Origin of the sequence: Brucella oryzae (assembly GCF_041929965.1) — a bacterium.
GTDB lineage: Bacteria > Pseudomonadota > Alphaproteobacteria > Rhizobiales > Rhizobiaceae > Brucella > Brucella oryzae.
In genome coordinates, this window is the sequence record NZ_JBHEEO010000018.1 from 44,258 (window position 1) to 59,187 (window position 14,930).

Here is a 14,930-nt window from a genome sequence, read left to right on the forward strand (position 1 = left end):
CTAGCGGGCGATCAGCGACAGCGAGACGTCCGTCTCGGTCAGTTGCACGCGCAGATGCGTGCAGCGCGTGTTCCGGTCGAACAGCGGGATCAGTCTTTCAGCGTCGAGGAACTCGATGCCGTCGTCACCACCAAAATGCCGGTTCTTGTAGTGCCACCAGTCGGGATTGCCGACCGGGTGGCATTCATCCGAATAGATCACGAGGGCGCGCTCACCCTCGGCGAGCTTGCCGTTGGAGAGGAGATAGACGCCCTGATCGCCGACCAGCCAAAGTCCCGGCTTTTCATCCTTACCGGGCTTGATGCCGTAGTAGGGATTGCGAAATCCCCCATTGACGGCGGCATCGGCGATGCCGCGCTCGATGACCTTGCGAACGCCGAGAATAGGAAATGTGAACATGACAGCCTCCGATCAGGCTGCAATCGCGGCGGGCAGGTAGCGGAGATGGACCGGCAGCTTGGCGCTGATCTCGGGGGCGGTCAGATCGTCCAGAAGCTTCAGGACCGTCCCTTGGCCGCCGCCATAGACCAGCACGGTTCGCTTGTCCTGGTCGGCCTCGGGCCACCGCTCACCCGCATAACCGCGATAGTCGGCATGGGTCGTGCTCCAGATATGGTCGAGCCGCTCCGCGCGCGTCATGGCACGGACGGGGCGGGATTCCCGCTCGATGATCACATCGCGCATGCGCTCGGCCGAACCCTTGGCCGACATATCGCAATAGGCGTGGAAGTAGCGTGGCCGCCCATCGATCGAGAGTGCGAAGAAGACGCTGGTGATCGAGCCGGTCATGAACTCGCGCATTGCGAACATGTCGCCGCGAATCCAGAGCGGCGGCAGGATCTCGAACATGTAGTCGTGCTCGGCCCGGCCGATCTCGAACCACTCGCCGTCATAGAGGCGGCCGGTGAGGCGTGCCTTGCTCATCGGCGCCGGGCCATGGCGATCGAACATATGGAACATCTGTTGGCGCGTGGCGACGCCCTCGAAGACCTTGCGGAAGGAAGTTTGGGTGATCATGGCGGCTCCTGTCGTCCGTCGGCATCAAGCGCGATCCTGTCCATCCGACCGGATCATCACCTTCATGCCTTCTCATCACCCATTCCCGCGGCCGCCTCTCCGGTCCGGCGGGTCAAGGGCCGGCGCCAGCCGGGCGCAGCTTCCCTTGACGCGACGGCCGGGCATGCGGCAGCGATTCCGCTCTGATATCCCCTTCCACTCCCGGGTTTCCTTTCCCCTGTCCTTTCAGATCGCTGTTCCAGTCCTGCGTGGATGGCCGCAGCCGCTCGTACCGGCACCCAGTCTCACGCACGATCTCCTGCAAACGACGGGCATAGATCTCGCCCTGCCGATCGTTGTCGGTGGCTGCGGCCATCAATATGTCGGGGTTCGAGGCGATCGACCGGATCGCGTTATCGCTGACGGGCGACCACCCGCCCCCGGTGCTGACGTAGAGGGTGTCGGCACGCATGCCCTCGAGTGCGGCAAGGCTCATGGCGTCGATCGCCGCCTCGGTGACGCAGAGCCGAAGCGCAGCCTCGTTGCCGAGACGGAACAGTTGCTTGCTGCCGCCGGTGGAGAAGCCGCGCCACTGGGGGCCGCGTTCTTCCCAACCGATCAGTTGCCTGGTTTGGTCGACATGCGCCGTCCAGATGCTGCCGCTCGGCCCCTCGCGCAGCAGGCCTTGTGCGATAGCGGCCTGCAGAATGGATACTGGGATCGCACGCTCATCTGCCAGATATCGCCAGGCGCGAGACCCGATGGTTGGAGGTCGTCGGCGCCGCCATCGGTCGGTGATCGAAAGTGGAATGCCTGTGCGCTTCGGGCAATTCCAGGACGGCGTGGCCGGAACATAGCCGACGAGACTGCGAACCGCCTCGACGGCCGCCGGAAAGGCGATACCGGCCAGGTGACCGGCGAGGGTGAAGACGTCGCCCTTGGCATCCGAGAGTGGATCGAACCAGCCCCTGCCATTGTGGATGACGATGATGATCTCGCCTGCCCCGCGCCGGTACTTCACGGCGCGTGTGGTGCTCTCCTTGACGTCCACCGTCCAGCCCTCGCGCTCGAGCACGGCGGCGCAGGGCACCTTGTCTCGCAATGTCTCGATTTCATGCTGCTCCATGGGTCAATCCCGCCGGCGCCGCGGGGCGTCCGGCCCTTTCCTTGTCCAGATCTGTTTGTCTACCTTTCCGGCAGGCCTCGAGGTCGGCCGCGAAGCCGGAAGGCCGCAGGGGCGCACCGGCTTGCCGGGGCGGCGCAGCCTCCCTTGCGGGCTTCCCGGCGCAAGCGGCAAAACCTCGTCCCAATAAGGGCTCGTGGCGTCCCGCCACCAGCAGGGAAAGGACGATGCGACGCGCAACCCGGCCTTCAGACGGCCGGGCGCTTGGCGCGCGAGGAAGGCCGGCTCAATGAGCCGGCCGACCGCCCTGGTAGGGATCGTATTCGAAGAGCGGCTCGATTTCGGCGTCGTCGAGTTCGTCGGCGGGCATGACGCCGTATTCGTCGTCGACCTTGAAGAGAATAACCGGCACCATCAGGGTGCGGGCGAGGTTCCAGGCATGGTTCTGTGCGAGTGAAAGATCGTGCGACATTGAAGGGCTCCGTCCATGGGCGGGGCCGATCCCCGCTCTGGTGCCCGTCGGGTCCGGGGCCCGGCCGCAATCACCGCGCAGGCGAAGCCGCAGCGGCCGCACGCTCGCGTAGCGGACCCCTTGTGGGTTGATTGGAGGAGGACGGACCTGGACCAGGAAGCCAGCACAGCAAGCGGGGGCGGACCTGCGCGTGGATGGATCCGCACCCAGTCGCATCCTTCCCGGTAGCAGAGAGCCATTGCAGAGACCGGGCTTGACGTGCCCTCAGTATTGTCGCGGCGACCCGCCTCTTCGTGTCATGGCTCAGGATCCGAATGAACTCGATGACGAAGTTCGTGATCGACAATCGACCGGACGACGTCGATATCCATCTCGGCCGACGGTTCTATCCGCGCCACCTCGGCAGCTACCTTTGCCCAGTGGAGGAACTGGCCGTCTTCGATCGCGCGGGATGTTGCGGCAAGCCGTTGTGCCTCATAATAGGCAGTCGGGCCGTGGAGACGGACGAGGCGCCTGGCGTCTTCCCGCCATCGGCGACGGATCGCACGCCGCCTCTCTACCCACGCCAAAATCGCCCTCAGCATCTCAGAAGCACTCCCCCCAACTGCACGAATGCCCCTGCCCGCGTCAGGGATGGACGCCCGGAGGGTGAAGACCCGCACCGCGGGGCTTCAGCTTCGCCGACAGTCCGGTTCCGGAGGAAGACGCCCCACCCCTCGAAAGATTTTGAAGTTCACGCTATCCTTACCGGATGTGCAATGCCTATGAGCAACACGTTCGCTGGGTTGAATACTGCCAGATGATGCAGGCGTTGGAGCTGGAGATACCAACGCAACAGACAGAACTCGATCTGCCCCAGGCGGACGATATCAGGATCAACGATATGGGACCGGTCATGCGTGCGGCCGGCGACATGATCGAACTCGTCCAGATGAACTTCAGCTTCCCGCCATCGGGGCCCAGGGGTGGGCCGGTCTTCAATTTTAGATCGGAAGGGCGAGACTTCGCCGACAGCAAGCGCTGCCTGATCCCGGCATCGGGATTCTACGAATTCACCGGCAAGAAGTACCCCAAAACCAAACATCGCTTCAGCCTGATCGGAGCCCCCTTCATGGCCATCGCCGGGCTATGGCGTGAGGCCCAGGGCAATCACCCAGCCTCCTTCACGATGCTGACGACGAGTCCAGGGCCGGACGTCGCGCCCTACCATGATCGTCAGGTGGTCGTGCTCCAGCCAGATAACTGGGCGGACTGGCTCCGTTTAACCAAGCCGCAGGGCGAACTGCTCAAGCCCACCGGCCGAGGCCTTCCCTGCAATTGCAGTTAATTTGAGAATCCCGCAGCCCATATTCTCATGATTAAATGGTCAACCCGAACCAAACCGGCGCATTCTTTCGGTTAACTGCTAAGCGACAGCAGGGGAACAACTTCGACATTGTCGATCAGTCGTGTGTTGCCGAGCCAGGCGGCCACCAGCAGACGCGCGGGACAGTAAAGTGCGTTCAAAGGCCGAAGATCGGCGTCTGCTCGCAATTCCAGATATTCCACCTCCCGGTAGCCTGCCGAAAGGATGGCAGCGCGCGCCTCAGCCAGTGTCAGGCTGACCGGCGCTCCGTTGGCGATCTGTCCGGCTGCTGTGTGCAGAATCGACGCGAGCTTCGGTGCAGCCAGTCGCTCCGCCAGTGAGAGCCGGACGTTGCGCGAAGAGAGCGCCAGCCCGTCTTCTTCGCGGACTGTCGGACAGCCGATGACGGTGATCGGAATGTCCAGATCCCGCGCCATGCGGCGAACCACATGAAGCTGCTGGAAATCCTTCTCGCCGAAAAACGCGAGATCGGCTCCGGTCTGCAGGAACAGTTTGGCGACGACGGTGGCGACGCCATCGAAATGACCCGGCCGAAACGCGCCGCACAGGCCCTCGCTGACGCCGCCGACCGAAACCGCGGTGGCAAAACCCTCCGGATAGATTTCAGCAGCGTCCGGCGCGTAAAGCAGATGCGCACCCAGTGGCGCCAGCTTTGCAGCGTCCTCCACCTCGGTACGCGGATAGGCGGCAAGATCGGCTGCGCTGTTGAACTGCTTTGGATTGACGAACAGCGTCACGATCACCCGGTCGGCCTTTTCGAGCGCGGCACGCACCAGGCTGAGATGCCCTTCATGCAAGGCACCCATAGTGGGCACCACAGCAATGCTGGCTGCTTCGCGACGCCATCCCGCAACGATCGTGCGAAGATCCGCCACGGCCCTGACAATCGGAACATTCATGCCGCTTCTCCACCCTTGATCGTTTTGGGCTGATCGCGAAAGACATGCTCTGCACCTGGAAAGCGCCGCTCGCGCACTTCGTTTGCGTAGGCTGCGATCGCGGCTTGTGCCCGCTCCCCGAGTTCAGCGTAGCGCTTGACGAATTTCGGCCGGAAGTCCGTGAACATGCCAAGCATGTCGTCGACCACCAGGATTTGGCCGTCACAGGCTGACGAGGCGCCGATACCGATGGTGGGGATGGCAATGTCGGCGGTAATCCTGCGAGCGAGCGCTTCCGGCACCTTCTCCAGCACAACGGCAAACGCGCCGGCTTTTGAAACCGCGTCGGCATCGCGCAAGATGCGTTCCGCATCGTTGCCACGCCCCTGCACCTTGTAGCCGCCAAAAGTATTGACTGCCTGTGGTGTCAGGCCGACATGCGCCATCACCGGAATGCCGCGCGCGACCAGGAACTGGATCGTCTCCGCCATACTCTCGCCGCCCTCGAGCTTGACGGCGGCGCAGCCGGTCTCGGCCATCAGCCGGGCGGCATTGCGAAAGGCCTGTTCGGGCCCTTCCTCATAGGACCCGAACGGCATGTCCACAACCATCAGTGCCCGCTCGATGCCACGGCGCACCGCTTGTGCGTGCATGATCATCATGTCGAGCGTGACGCCCAGCGTGGACGGCAAGCCGTGCAGCACCATGCCAACGCTGTCACCGACAAGCACGATATCGCAGGTGGTATCGACAAGCCTCGCCATCGGTGTCGTGTAGGCAGTGAGACAAACCAGCGGCGTCCCACCCTTGTGTGACACGATATCGGGGGGCGTCAGGGCCTTCACTTCACCTGTCGCGCTCATGGCATTCCTTCCCTTACGTTAACCGCCTGAGGGCGTTTGGCACAATTTTGTGCAGATGCGAAGAACAAAAACTTCATGTCGCCGGAGACGTTGACGGCTGGTCGGGGGCAGTCCACGTTCGTCGGAAGTTGAACCAATCAGCCTCGACGGAGGCTTCGGACACAAGCCGTACGCAATGGAAGATACTCCCTCCAAAAACACTGAGGAGAACCAGAAAACGGGACCAGGGCCACGAAGTGAACGTGGATCTGATTGCGGTGCTTGTTCTGACCCCTACAACAGCGCCATTCCGGGTAAACTGGAGCGTGGGGTAGCTTCTGCGATTGCTGGGCCCGGGGACGGCAAGCAGACTGATTGCTGACAAGCTGACGGCGTCTTGGAGATGTCTCCCTGGTGCCGGTATTCTGACCGCACAGTGAGGAGCGTTGCCGACCTCCTTCCCTAGCTAGACGTGGACGAAGAAGCCTTCAGCGCGGCGATCTCTTCTTCATTCCGAAACAGGGCAACCTCATAGCGAACGGAGGACGTTCCGAGCCTGGCGACGCGGATACCGGCCGTTACCTTATCGGGGAAAGCAAGTTCAGAAAAATAGCGGCACCCGGTTTCGACGACGAGCCCAATCTGGTCGCCGCCATGGATGTCCAGCAGGCCCTCGCCGATCAGCCAGCCATTCACCGCAGTGTCGAACAGCGAATAATGCACCGCATTTGTTCATGTCACCATAGATGTCGTTATCCATCCAGCCGTGGTGATTGTGCGAAACGCGTTGTAGGCATTGCGCGACGTGGGTGAAGACCGCTCGCTCATCGTCTCACCATGCCGCGCGATAGATGGCGAGCGCATCCGGCTCCGAGACATTGCGCGGATTGTTGACCAACAACCGCTGCTGCTTCATCGCATCCGCCGCCATCTTTTTCAGATGCTCTTCGCCGATGCCGACATCCCGCAGGCGCGGCTGCAGGCCAAGTCTTTTCGATAGCGAGGCCAGTTCCTCAATGAACGCCGCGCAGCGCCCCTGCACACCTTCCTCTTGTGCGAGACGTGGGAAAGCGTCCGTGGCGATCTCGGCGTAGAGATGGGCGGCGTCGGGCGCGTTGAAGCACAGGACATGCGGCAGGACAAGTGCGTTCGAGAGGCCGTGCGGGACATGGAACGTCCCCCCGATCGGATAGGCAAGCGCGTGGACGGCGGCCACCGGCGAATTGGCGAAGGCTTGACCGGCGAGCATGGAGCCGAGCAACATCGCCCCCCTCGCCTCGACATCCTTACCGTCAAGCACCGCTTTTTCGATGCTGGCGCCGATGAGTTGCAGGGCCTGTCTGGCCAGCATCTTCGACAGCGGATTGTTGTTGGCGTTCTTCGAGGCATAGGCTTCGATTGCGTGCACCATCGCGTCGACGCCGGTGGCTGCGGTGATTGCCGGCGGCAGGCCCAGCGTTAGTTCCGGATCGAGCACCGCAATGTCCGGCAGGATGATAGCGCTGGACACGCCGCGCTTCTCCTCGTCACCGACGGTAATGATTGAAACCGGGGTGACTTCCGAGCCTGTTCCTGCCGTGGTGGGCGCCAGCACCAGAGGCAGGCGCGGTCCCTTCGCCTGCGCCACGCCCCAGGCGCCGTCGATGTCTTCGCCGGAGCCGAGAAGAAGTGCGGCCACTTTCGCCACGTCGAGCGACGAGCCGCCGCCGAAGCCTGCGACGCCGGTCGCGCCGGCTGAACGACCATTTTCCACCGCCTTCATCACGGTCGCCAGCGAAGGATCGGCTTCAACGGAATCGAAAATCGCAACCGACGCTCCGACGCTTTCCAGTGAGGCGATGGCTGCGTCGCACAGGCCGAGTTTGCGCAGGCCGGGATCGGTCACGAACAGCACCGTCGGGCCCAGCCGTTTGCCTGCGATCGCGCCGAAGCGCTTGGCCGAACCGGCTTCGAAGACGATCGAGGGGGTCGTATTGAAGGTGAAGGCTTGCATCGGGCGAATTCCTCTAGAGTCAGACGGCCGGAACGACTGGCTTTTCGACCAGATCACGCGTGTTCAAACTGATGCCGCCGCAGTTTACGCTGCTGCAGTTGCAGCAGCGCGCGGTGGAGGCGCATGCCGGCCGTCTGGTCCACAAGCAGAATTTTCGCCGGCTGATCGAACAGCAGGAACTGGTGGTTGATCCGCTATCACGGCTTCCTAGGAGGCCCGTGGGAACATCTCTTGCTCTAGTTCAGGCGCCGACCTCGTAGTATCGCAGAGTGCATTATTTGGCAGATCCCGAGCATGCTTCGACCTCACGAAGCGTTCCGGCTGCACGAGCTGCTTCTTCCCTGAGTAATTGGCGCCGCCAGTACCTGCCTGGCAATCGCGGCAGGTGTTATTCGACTCTCGCGCGGCCGAGCGAGGCAAGGTCGCCCCGGCGGGATCGTTCCAGCGGCCTGCGCCATGGGCGAAGCCGTCACGGCGCGGGCACCTCGGGGCTGGTAAGCGGACCGGCATTAGCCCGTCAGGCCAGCGTATAGGCCGTTTTGACGGTCGTGTAGAACTCGGCGGCGTAGCGGCCCTGTTCGCGAGGGCCGAAGCTCGATGCCTTGCGGCCGCCGAACGGCACATGGAAGTCGACGCCGCCAGTGGGCAGATTGACAAAAATCATGCCGGCGTCGGCATTGCGCTTATAGTGCGTCGCATGTTTCAGGCTGGCCGTGCAGATCCCCGAGGACAGGCCGAATGCCGTATCGTTCGCGGTCTCCAGCGCCTCTTCATAATTCTTGACACGAATTACCGCCGCGACGGGACCAAAAATCTCTTCGCGGCTGATGCGCATATTATTGGTTGCCTCGGTGAACAAGGCAGGCTGCAAGAAGAAGCCGGGCGTCTCACGGTTCAGCCTTTCGCCTCCACACACCAGCTTAGCGCCCTCCTCACGGCCAATGGCGATATACTTCTCGTCCTGACTGAGTTGGTTCTCGTCCACCACCGGACCGATCTGCGTTCCCGGCTTGAGCGCGTCGTCGACGACGAGGCTCCTAAGCTTTTCGGTAACTGCCGAGACAAAACGATCGTGGATGCCTTCGGTGACGATCAGCCGTGAGGAAGCCGTGCAGCGCTGGCCAGTTAAGAAGTATGCACCGTTGACGGCGCAGTCGACCGCCACGTTGAGGTCCGCATCATCGAGCACGACCAGCGGATTCTTACCGCCCATCTCGAGTTGGAACTTCCTGCCGTGTTCGACGCAGGAGGCCGCCACACGCCGGCCGGTCTCCACTGAGCCTGTGAAGCTTATCGCATCTACGTCGGGGCTATCGAGCATGGTCTGGCCGACGACCGAACCACGGCCCATTACGAGATTGAGTACGCCCTTTGGCAGCCCGGCGCGGTGGAGAATGTCAACCAGCTCCCAAGCGCAGCCAGGGGTGAGATCAGCCGGCTTGAATACCACAGTGTTGCCGTAGCAGAGCGCCGGCGCAATTTTCCACGCCGGAATGGCGATTGGGAAGTTCCACGGCGTGATGATAGCGATCACGCCGACCGGCTCACGCGTCACATCCACCACGACACCCCGACGCACAGAGGGCAACGTTTCGCCGGCCAGCCGTAGCGTTTCGCCCGCGAAGTAATCGAAAACCTGGGCCGCACGAATCGTTTCGCCGACTGCTTCGGCCAACGATTTGCCTTCCTCGCGCGACAAAAGTCGGCCGAGTTCGTCCTTGCGGGCGAGAATTTCGTCTGCCGCCTTGCGCAACACCGCGTGACGCTCCAAAGGGCTCGTGCGCGACCATGTCGGGAACGTACGTTTAGCGGCGGCGATCGCGGCTTGGGAGTCAGCTCGAGTAGCACGCGCATAGGTGCCGACGACTTCGTTGGTGTTGGAGGGGTTAATGTTCGGCGCGGCTTCGCCTTCGACCCAAGCTCCATCGATCAGGTTAGCATGCAAGGTTGTCATGGCGAGGCGGGTTCTCCATATCGAGTTTTTTGCGGGATTGCGGACCTTGTCGGAGATACTATATGGGTCGGACTCATGGTCCAGAGCGCTTCGGAAGGAAGTGTCGAACCGACAGCTCAAACTATCTAGAGATATTTCTTCAAGTCGTTCTTCTTTATCTTTCCATTCGGAGCGACCGGCAAATCGTGCATAACGATAATCTGTTGCGGCAGCTTATACTGGGCAAGGCGGCTCTTCAGAAAGGACTTAATCTCATCCACCTCGCACTGCCGTTCAGGCAACATTTCAACGAAGGCAATAATTTCCTCATTTCCCTCAACAGGACGTCCGAGCACGGCGGAATTTAGAATGCTGGGATGTGCATTCAGGGCGGCTTCGACTTCCGGAGGATAGACATTGAAGCCGGAGCGAATGATCAATTCCTTTGATCGGCCTTGAATAACCAGTTCGCCGCGTTCGTTGCGACTGACGATATCGCCTGTGTGAAGATAGCCATCCTCGTCGATAACTTCGGCGGTCGCTTTCGGCTGGCGATAGTATCCCAACATCACATTGGGGCCCCGGACCAGCAATTCTCCCGGCTTTCCCTCTGGGACATCGAGACCGTCAGGCCCGACGATCCGGATCTCGACCCCTTCTATCGGTGGACCAATATGGATGTCGTCGGTGCCAATCGAATAGTGAGACCGGCTGATCGTCGGCGACGTTTCAGTCAATCCGTATCCGTTCTGTAAGACCACGCCGAACAGCCGTTCGACATTTTTACGCAGTGACAGGTCGAGCGGCGCGGTGCCCGTGTAGACGTACCGGAGGTTATTTGGCGTGAGCTTTTCGCCCGTCTGTTCAACATGTGCCACCACCCGTGTCAGCATGGCTGGAACGGCGTTGAAAACCGTCAACTCTCCGCTGCGAACAGCATCTAGGGCCTCCTGTAGTGAAAATCGTGGCATAATTTTCATACGCGCGCCAGCGTACAACATGCCTTGCATCAACACGAGCCCGTACGAATGAGATATCGGCATGACACACAGGGCGACATCATCGGGAGCGAGAGACTGTGTTCGTCTTCCCCTGCTTGAGACGAAAATCAAATTGCGATGGCTAAGCATGACGCCCTTAGGGCGCCCCGTGGTCCCGGTAGTATAGATCAGAACGGCGACTTGCTCTGCGGATCCTTCGTGAACTTCTTCCGGCTGGCTGTTCTCATTTAACGGACCAACCGTTACGGCGCCGATATCAGTAAAGAGCCGAACATCAGCATTGCCGTCGTCCGCATTTTGTGCAGACAAGTTGGAATCGGTGCGAAATATACGCCGCGGCTGGCAATCCTCTTCAATAAGGGCAAGTTCATGCTTGCTGAGCCGGGCATTCGCTAGCACCGCCCATGCATCCAACCGGCTTGCTGCATACATTAGAACCACAGCCCTGATCGAGTTTTCGCAGATGATCATCACCCGATCACCCTGCCGAACCCCGAGTTGTCGCATTTCATCAGAGACAGCTGCGACCGTGTCGATCAGCCGGCGGAAGGACCAATCAATCCCGTTTTCATCTGTAAAGGCGATACGGGAGTCGCCGAACGTTGCCCCTTCCTCCAAGATCATATGAATGCGACGAGGCAGCTCGGCCAAAAAATCCATCTCAATTTCCCCAAATCCTGATAGCCTGCGCGGCAATTGGTATATCCAATTTGGTCATCCAATTTACTGGCTGTCAAGTAGATAGTGGATCCATCAGCCGAGTTCGTGGTCACGTATTGGGCGATTTCAAACGGCATTTCGGCCGCGCAAAATTTCCAAGATCCTGCGCCAGCCCCATAGGGACCGCCCTGCATCAACTGCCCCTACGCGGCCTCAGGCGCGACGAATAGACCGCCGCGCCTGAGGCCTGGGAGGATTTTGTGTGATTGTTACGAACTGCCGTTCTTTCCGAACATATTCTTCCAAGCGTCGGTGCCCGGCTTCGCTTCCCACTGCTTGCTGTCGGACAATGTGTCTATGCCCGCACGAACCCCCGGACGGTCTTTGATCGCCTGGTACCAACGATCAATGTTCGGGTACTCCGACAGGTCGCGTCGATGCAATTTCCGCGTGCGAACCCAAGGGAATGTGCTGATGTCAGCGATAGAATACTCGCCGGCGAGATATTCATATTCGGCAAGGCGCTTCTCGAGAATGTTGTATATTCGACCAACTTCCCGGTCGTAACGTTCGATGGCGTAATCGATCTTCTCAGTCGCATACACCATGAAATGATGTGCTTGGCCCAGCATTGGGCCCATCGTGGTATTCTGAAACACAAGCCACTTTAGCGTATCGTATCGTTTTTCCGGGTCCTGAGAAAGGAACTTTCCGGACTTTTCCGCAAGATAGAGTAGAACAACCGCCGATTCAAAAACAGCGTAAGGCTTGTTGTGCGGGCCATCGTGGTCAACGATGGCCGGCACTTTGTTGTTTGGATTGATCTTCAGGAATTCCGGCTCAAATTGCTTTCCTGCGGTTATATCAACCGGAATAACACGGTACTCCAAGTCCAGCTCTGCAAGCATTATAGCGGCTTTATACCCGTTGGGGGTTGGCCAGAAGTATAGATCAATCATCGCTGAAGAACCCCTATCCGACGATCTTGAGCCCTGTGGGCTTGTCGACGATCAGCCCAGGATTCAACATCCACTTCGGGTCCAGCTCGGTCTTGGCGGCTGCCAGCACACGGCGGAACAACGGATCGACTTCTTTGTCGTACCAAGGACGGAACGATTTGCCGACAGCATGATGGTGCGTGATGGTGGCGCCGAGCTCTATTAGGGCGTCCGACGCCACGTCGTGGAGCATCGAATAGGCTTCGAGGCTGTTGGCATGTGTCGAAGGAGCCATGATCGAGTAGTATGGAGCCGGACCGTCCGGATACAGGAAGGAGAACCTGCGGCAGACGATGCCACCGCCAAGATGTTCCTTCTGGGCCGTTCGCACGCGACGCATGATCTCGGTATCGACTTCTTCGAACCGATCCCAAGTATAGGCGGTTTCGAACGTGAAGCTCACGATTCCCATCGCAGCGCGCGTATGCATCAGCCGGGGCAGATACCTGAACTGGTGCCGCCAGTTACCCTGCGGCCCGCTGCGGCTGGTTTCCAGCGCGTTGTCTGCTGTTCCCGCGCGCTGCTTCACGACGCCACCGAAGTCCTTGCAGATTTCGAGACCACGCTCCAGCCATGCGTCCACCGGATGGTCGGCGGATTCGAAGCCCAGCAGCAAGACGGAATCGGTGCCGTCTCCAGCGCCGTAGAATTTGGCGTCCTGCTCGTCGAGATAGCGAGCGTTCGCCGGGAACAGTCCCGCTTGGGTGATTTGACGGACGGCCTTGGCACCCTCATAGAACGACTTGAAGGAGATCGATGCATTCGCACGGAATTTCACACGCCCCTGCAGACGCATCCATGCATCAGTGATGATGCCCATCGTGCCTTCAGACCCGATGAACATGCGATCCGGATTTGGTCCCGCACCTGAGGCAGGCAGCCGGCGATTCTGGATCGTCCCCGCTGGCGTGACGACGCGCAGGCTTTCCACCATGTCGTCGATATGCGTGAGATGGGTCGCATAGTGACCGGACGACCGGGTTGCGATCCAGCCGCCCAGCGATGAGAATTCCCACGATTGCGGAATATGGCGCAGGGTGAGGCCGTGCGGCTTCAGTTGTTCTTCCAGAGCCGGCCCGAGAATGCCTGCCTGGATCCGCGCGCAGCGTGACACAGGGTCGATTTCGAGAATCTGGTTGAGGTTGCCCAGGTCAATAACGACCACGCCGGGAAAGGCGTCGCGCTCGGGACCCCAGAAGCCTCCTGTGACGCTCGATCCACCGCCATACGGTATGCATGCATAGCCGTTTTCGCCACACCAGTCGAAGATGGCGGCAATATCTTCTTCGTCGCGCGGATAGGCCACGACGTCCGGAGCCTTCTTGAAATCGCGCCGGTAGATAAGGGTCATGTCCTTAAAACCCTTACCGTAGGTATGGACAACTCTGTCCCACTTTTCCGTGGTGCAGAAATCTTCCAGCGTTCGCGGGATCTTTATGCGCGACGGATAAAGTTCAATCTCATCAAGGGTCGGGTCCGAGAGAACTTCGATATCCTTAATCCCAAGCCGCTGCTCCACGCGGTCTCGCATGGTACGGATTTCGTCCTGGGAGTTATCTTCACCTTCATATCCCCACGACCAGAATTTCCTTCGCGTGCCATAGTAGCCGCTCTTTTCCTTCGCCACGGCGCTTCCTCCTTCGAGATTTTCGACGTCCAACCATCCAGGTGCGCATCGTTTGGGAAAACATCGCGATCTGGTTTGACCAATTTGGCATATCCAGTTTTCTCAGTCAATGGCTCTCGGAGCAGATCACGCTCCGAACTGCGCCACCGCTATAGTCGCGACCTCGCTTAAGGTCGCCATTGGGGGCGCACACGCTTCCACCGCCATGGCCGTGATCGGGCCAATTCCCGGCGTGGTCCGAAGGTGGGTGTATCCTCCCCGCGTGGGGCTTCACGGCGAAGGATTTCTCCAGCTCTCCAATCTTCGCGGCTCAACCGGTCGACCTGCTCGAGGTACGCGACCAAGGTCGAGGACCAGTTGGGGCATCGCTGGTTCGGCGGCATCAATCGCGGCAGCTAAGGTTTTCAGGTGAGCCGGACCTTGTGGTGCGATGATGCCGCGTTCGGCAAGATGCCCGCGCAAAGCGTCGATCAGCTGCGTCCGCTGGCGCACCTGCACCGACCAGACCAGATACGCCAGCTGAACGTACTCAAGCATCCCTTCGGGCGTGACGGTTTATGTTGCGAGCACGCCGGTCGACTTCCGCAAAGGGGCCGCGCTGTCGGTGAAGGCGGCCTGAATAGAAGCGGCCAATAACTAAAGGAGGTCCCACCCCGCCAATTGCAGCCAATGGCAGGAGATGGCGAAACGGTCACCCCGTCGCTTCCAGAACCTGATGTGTGGACCGGCATGGCGTTAACCAATGTCATCGGGGCTTTGAGGTGGAAGCGGCGAAAACCCATCAACCCATCGAGGCTCGCGGCGAAGACGTTGTCCAGCCGCATCACGCAGCCGGATATACATCAGCAGTTGTGACCATCGATCCTGATCCAGCCGACTGTTGCAATTGGGCGGGGTCCATATACATCCGCACATGGAGCCTCCGAGATCCTGTGGCTATTCAGAGTGCTGCGGTTGACTCAGAGCACTTCGATTAGGAAATGCGTGGCTCGACAGAGGCATGTGCTAATATGTCCTCGTGAATGCTGATCGACATAAATT

At 60.2% G+C, this 14,930-nt stretch carries 15 protein-coding genes and 1 pseudogene; 2 read left to right on the forward strand and 14 right to left on the reverse strand.

The window, feature by feature from the left end:
- The 5 genes from JNC70_RS16945 to JNC70_RS16965 form a co-directional block, all read right to left on the reverse strand.
- A complete protein-coding gene (locus JNC70_RS16945; protein WP_154386601.1) occupies window positions 1–399 on the reverse strand; it encodes a DUF3085 domain-containing protein in 399 nt (132 codons plus the stop codon).
- A 12-nt stretch (window positions 400–411) separates the two neighbouring features.
- Window positions 412–1,014, reverse strand: a complete 603-nt coding sequence (locus tag JNC70_RS16950; protein ID WP_185910483.1) for a DUF1419 domain-containing protein — start codon at window positions 1,012–1,014, stop codon at window positions 412–414.
- Between the two features lie 115 nt (window positions 1,015–1,129).
- The gene (locus tag JNC70_RS16955; RefSeq protein WP_154386603.1) at window positions 1,130–2,122 is read right to left on the reverse strand and encodes a DUF3991 and toprim domain-containing protein; all 993 of its coding nucleotides are present in this window, start codon (window positions 2,120–2,122) and stop codon (window positions 1,130–1,132) included.
- A 283-nt stretch (window positions 2,123–2,405) separates the two neighbouring features.
- Window positions 2,406–2,591: a hypothetical protein gene (locus JNC70_RS16960; protein WP_093037073.1), complete on the reverse strand. Its 186-nt coding sequence runs from the start codon at window positions 2,589–2,591 to the stop codon at window positions 2,406–2,408.
- Window positions 2,592–2,887: 296 nt separating this feature from the next.
- Window positions 2,888–3,175 (reverse strand): hypothetical protein, encoded by a 288-nt coding sequence (locus JNC70_RS16965; protein ID WP_093037342.1) that lies wholly within the window; start codon window positions 3,173–3,175, stop codon window positions 2,888–2,890.
- Between the two features lie 167 nt (window positions 3,176–3,342).
- Here JNC70_RS16965 and JNC70_RS16970 point away from each other — a divergent pair, with 167 nt between their 5' ends.
- The gene (locus JNC70_RS16970) at window positions 3,343–3,918 is read left to right on the forward strand and encodes an SOS response-associated peptidase family protein (protein ID WP_093037070.1); all 576 of its coding nucleotides are present in this window, start codon (window positions 3,343–3,345) and stop codon (window positions 3,916–3,918) included.
- A gap of 71 nt (window positions 3,919–3,989) precedes the next feature.
- On the opposite strand, the gene panC is transcribed toward JNC70_RS16970, so the two are convergent.
- The 4 genes from panC to JNC70_RS16990 form a co-directional block, all read right to left on the reverse strand.
- Window positions 3,990–4,856 carry a pantoate--beta-alanine ligase gene (panC, locus tag JNC70_RS16975; RefSeq protein WP_093037067.1) on the reverse strand — a complete coding sequence of 289 codons (867 nt, stop codon included), beginning with the start codon at window positions 4,854–4,856 and terminating at the stop codon, window positions 3,990–3,992.
- A complete protein-coding gene (panB, locus tag JNC70_RS16980; protein WP_093037064.1) occupies window positions 4,853–5,698 on the reverse strand; it encodes a 3-methyl-2-oxobutanoate hydroxymethyltransferase in 846 nt (281 codons plus the stop codon). Before panB ends, panC begins: the two co-directional genes overlap by 4 nt.
- A 441-nt stretch (window positions 5,699–6,139) precedes the next feature.
- Window positions 6,140–6,400, reverse strand: coding sequence for an acyl-CoA thioesterase (locus JNC70_RS16985; RefSeq protein ID WP_334155710.1), 261 nt, complete (start codon window positions 6,398–6,400; stop codon window positions 6,140–6,142).
- Window positions 6,401–6,509: 109 nt separating this feature from the next.
- Complete coding sequence (locus JNC70_RS16990; protein ID WP_093037061.1) at window positions 6,510–7,670, reverse strand: iron-containing alcohol dehydrogenase; 1,161 nt, start codon at window positions 7,668–7,670, stop codon at window positions 6,510–6,512.
- A gap of 50 nt (window positions 7,671–7,720) precedes the next feature.
- Here JNC70_RS16990 and JNC70_RS16995 point away from each other — a divergent pair.
- Window positions 7,721–7,855: pseudogene (locus JNC70_RS16995) on the forward strand (NrtR DNA-binding winged helix domain-containing protein); the annotation flags it as partial.
- A gap of 332 nt (window positions 7,856–8,187) precedes the next feature.
- Here JNC70_RS16995 and JNC70_RS17000 read toward each other — a convergent pair.
- From JNC70_RS17000 to JNC70_RS17020, 5 genes are all read right to left on the reverse strand, one after another.
- Window positions 8,188–9,624 carry an aldehyde dehydrogenase family protein gene (locus tag JNC70_RS17000; RefSeq protein ID WP_093037055.1) on the reverse strand — a complete coding sequence of 479 codons (1,437 nt, stop codon included), beginning with the start codon at window positions 9,622–9,624 and terminating at the stop codon, window positions 8,188–8,190.
- A 125-nt stretch (window positions 9,625–9,749) separates the two neighbouring features.
- Window positions 9,750–11,264 (reverse strand): class I adenylate-forming enzyme family protein, encoded by a 1,515-nt coding sequence (locus JNC70_RS17005; protein ID WP_093037052.1) that lies wholly within the window; start codon window positions 11,262–11,264, stop codon window positions 9,750–9,752.
- A 269-nt stretch (window positions 11,265–11,533) separates the two neighbouring features.
- On the reverse strand, window positions 11,534–12,223 hold the full coding sequence (locus JNC70_RS17010; RefSeq protein WP_093037049.1) for a glutathione S-transferase N-terminal domain-containing protein: 690 nt from the start codon (window positions 12,221–12,223) through the stop codon (window positions 11,534–11,536).
- A gap of 13 nt (window positions 12,224–12,236) precedes the next feature.
- Window positions 12,237–13,889, reverse strand: a complete 1,653-nt coding sequence (locus JNC70_RS17015) for an FAD-binding oxidoreductase (protein ID WP_093037046.1) — start codon at window positions 13,887–13,889, stop codon at window positions 12,237–12,239.
- Window positions 13,890–14,159: 270 nt separating this feature from the next.
- Complete coding sequence (locus JNC70_RS17020) at window positions 14,160–14,426, reverse strand: hypothetical protein (protein ID WP_139274565.1); 267 nt, start codon at window positions 14,424–14,426, stop codon at window positions 14,160–14,162.
- Window positions 14,427–14,930 lie beyond the last annotated feature (504 nt).

Coding starts and splice junctions, on each gene's coding strand:
- panC (WP_093037067.1), bottom strand. CDS start 4,856: ATGAATGTTCCGATTGTCAGGGCCGTGGCGGATCTTCGCACGATCGTT.
- JNC70_RS17000 (WP_093037055.1), bottom strand. CDS start 9,624: ATGACAACCTTGCATGCTAACCTGATCGATGGAGCTTGGGTCGAAGGC.
- JNC70_RS17020 (WP_139274565.1), bottom strand. CDS start 14,426: ATGCTTGAGTACGTTCAGCTGGCGTATCTGGTCTGGTCGGTGCAGGTG.
- panB (WP_093037064.1), bottom strand. CDS start 5,698: ATGAGCGCGACAGGTGAAGTGAAGGCCCTGACGCCCCCCGATATCGTG.
- JNC70_RS16970 (WP_093037070.1), top strand. CDS start 3,343: ATGTGCAATGCCTATGAGCAACACGTTCGCTGGGTTGAATACTGCCAG.
- JNC70_RS17010 (WP_093037049.1), bottom strand. CDS start 12,223: ATGATTGATCTATACTTCTGGCCAACCCCCAACGGGTATAAAGCCGCT.
- JNC70_RS16945 (WP_154386601.1), bottom strand. CDS start 399: ATGTTCACATTTCCTATTCTCGGCGTTCGCAAGGTCATCGAGCGCGGC.
- JNC70_RS16990 (WP_093037061.1), bottom strand. CDS start 7,670: ATGCAAGCCTTCACCTTCAATACGACCCCCTCGATCGTCTTCGAAGCC.
- JNC70_RS16955 (WP_154386603.1), bottom strand. CDS start 2,122: ATGGAGCAGCATGAAATCGAGACATTGCGAGACAAGGTGCCCTGCGCC.
- JNC70_RS16960 (WP_093037073.1), bottom strand. CDS start 2,591: ATGTCGCACGATCTTTCACTCGCACAGAACCATGCCTGGAACCTCGCC.
- JNC70_RS17005 (WP_093037052.1), bottom strand. CDS start 11,264: ATGGATTTTTTGGCCGAGCTGCCTCGTCGCATTCATATGATCTTGGAG.
- JNC70_RS16965 (WP_093037342.1), bottom strand. CDS start 3,175: ATGCTGAGGGCGATTTTGGCGTGGGTAGAGAGGCGGCGTGCGATCCGT.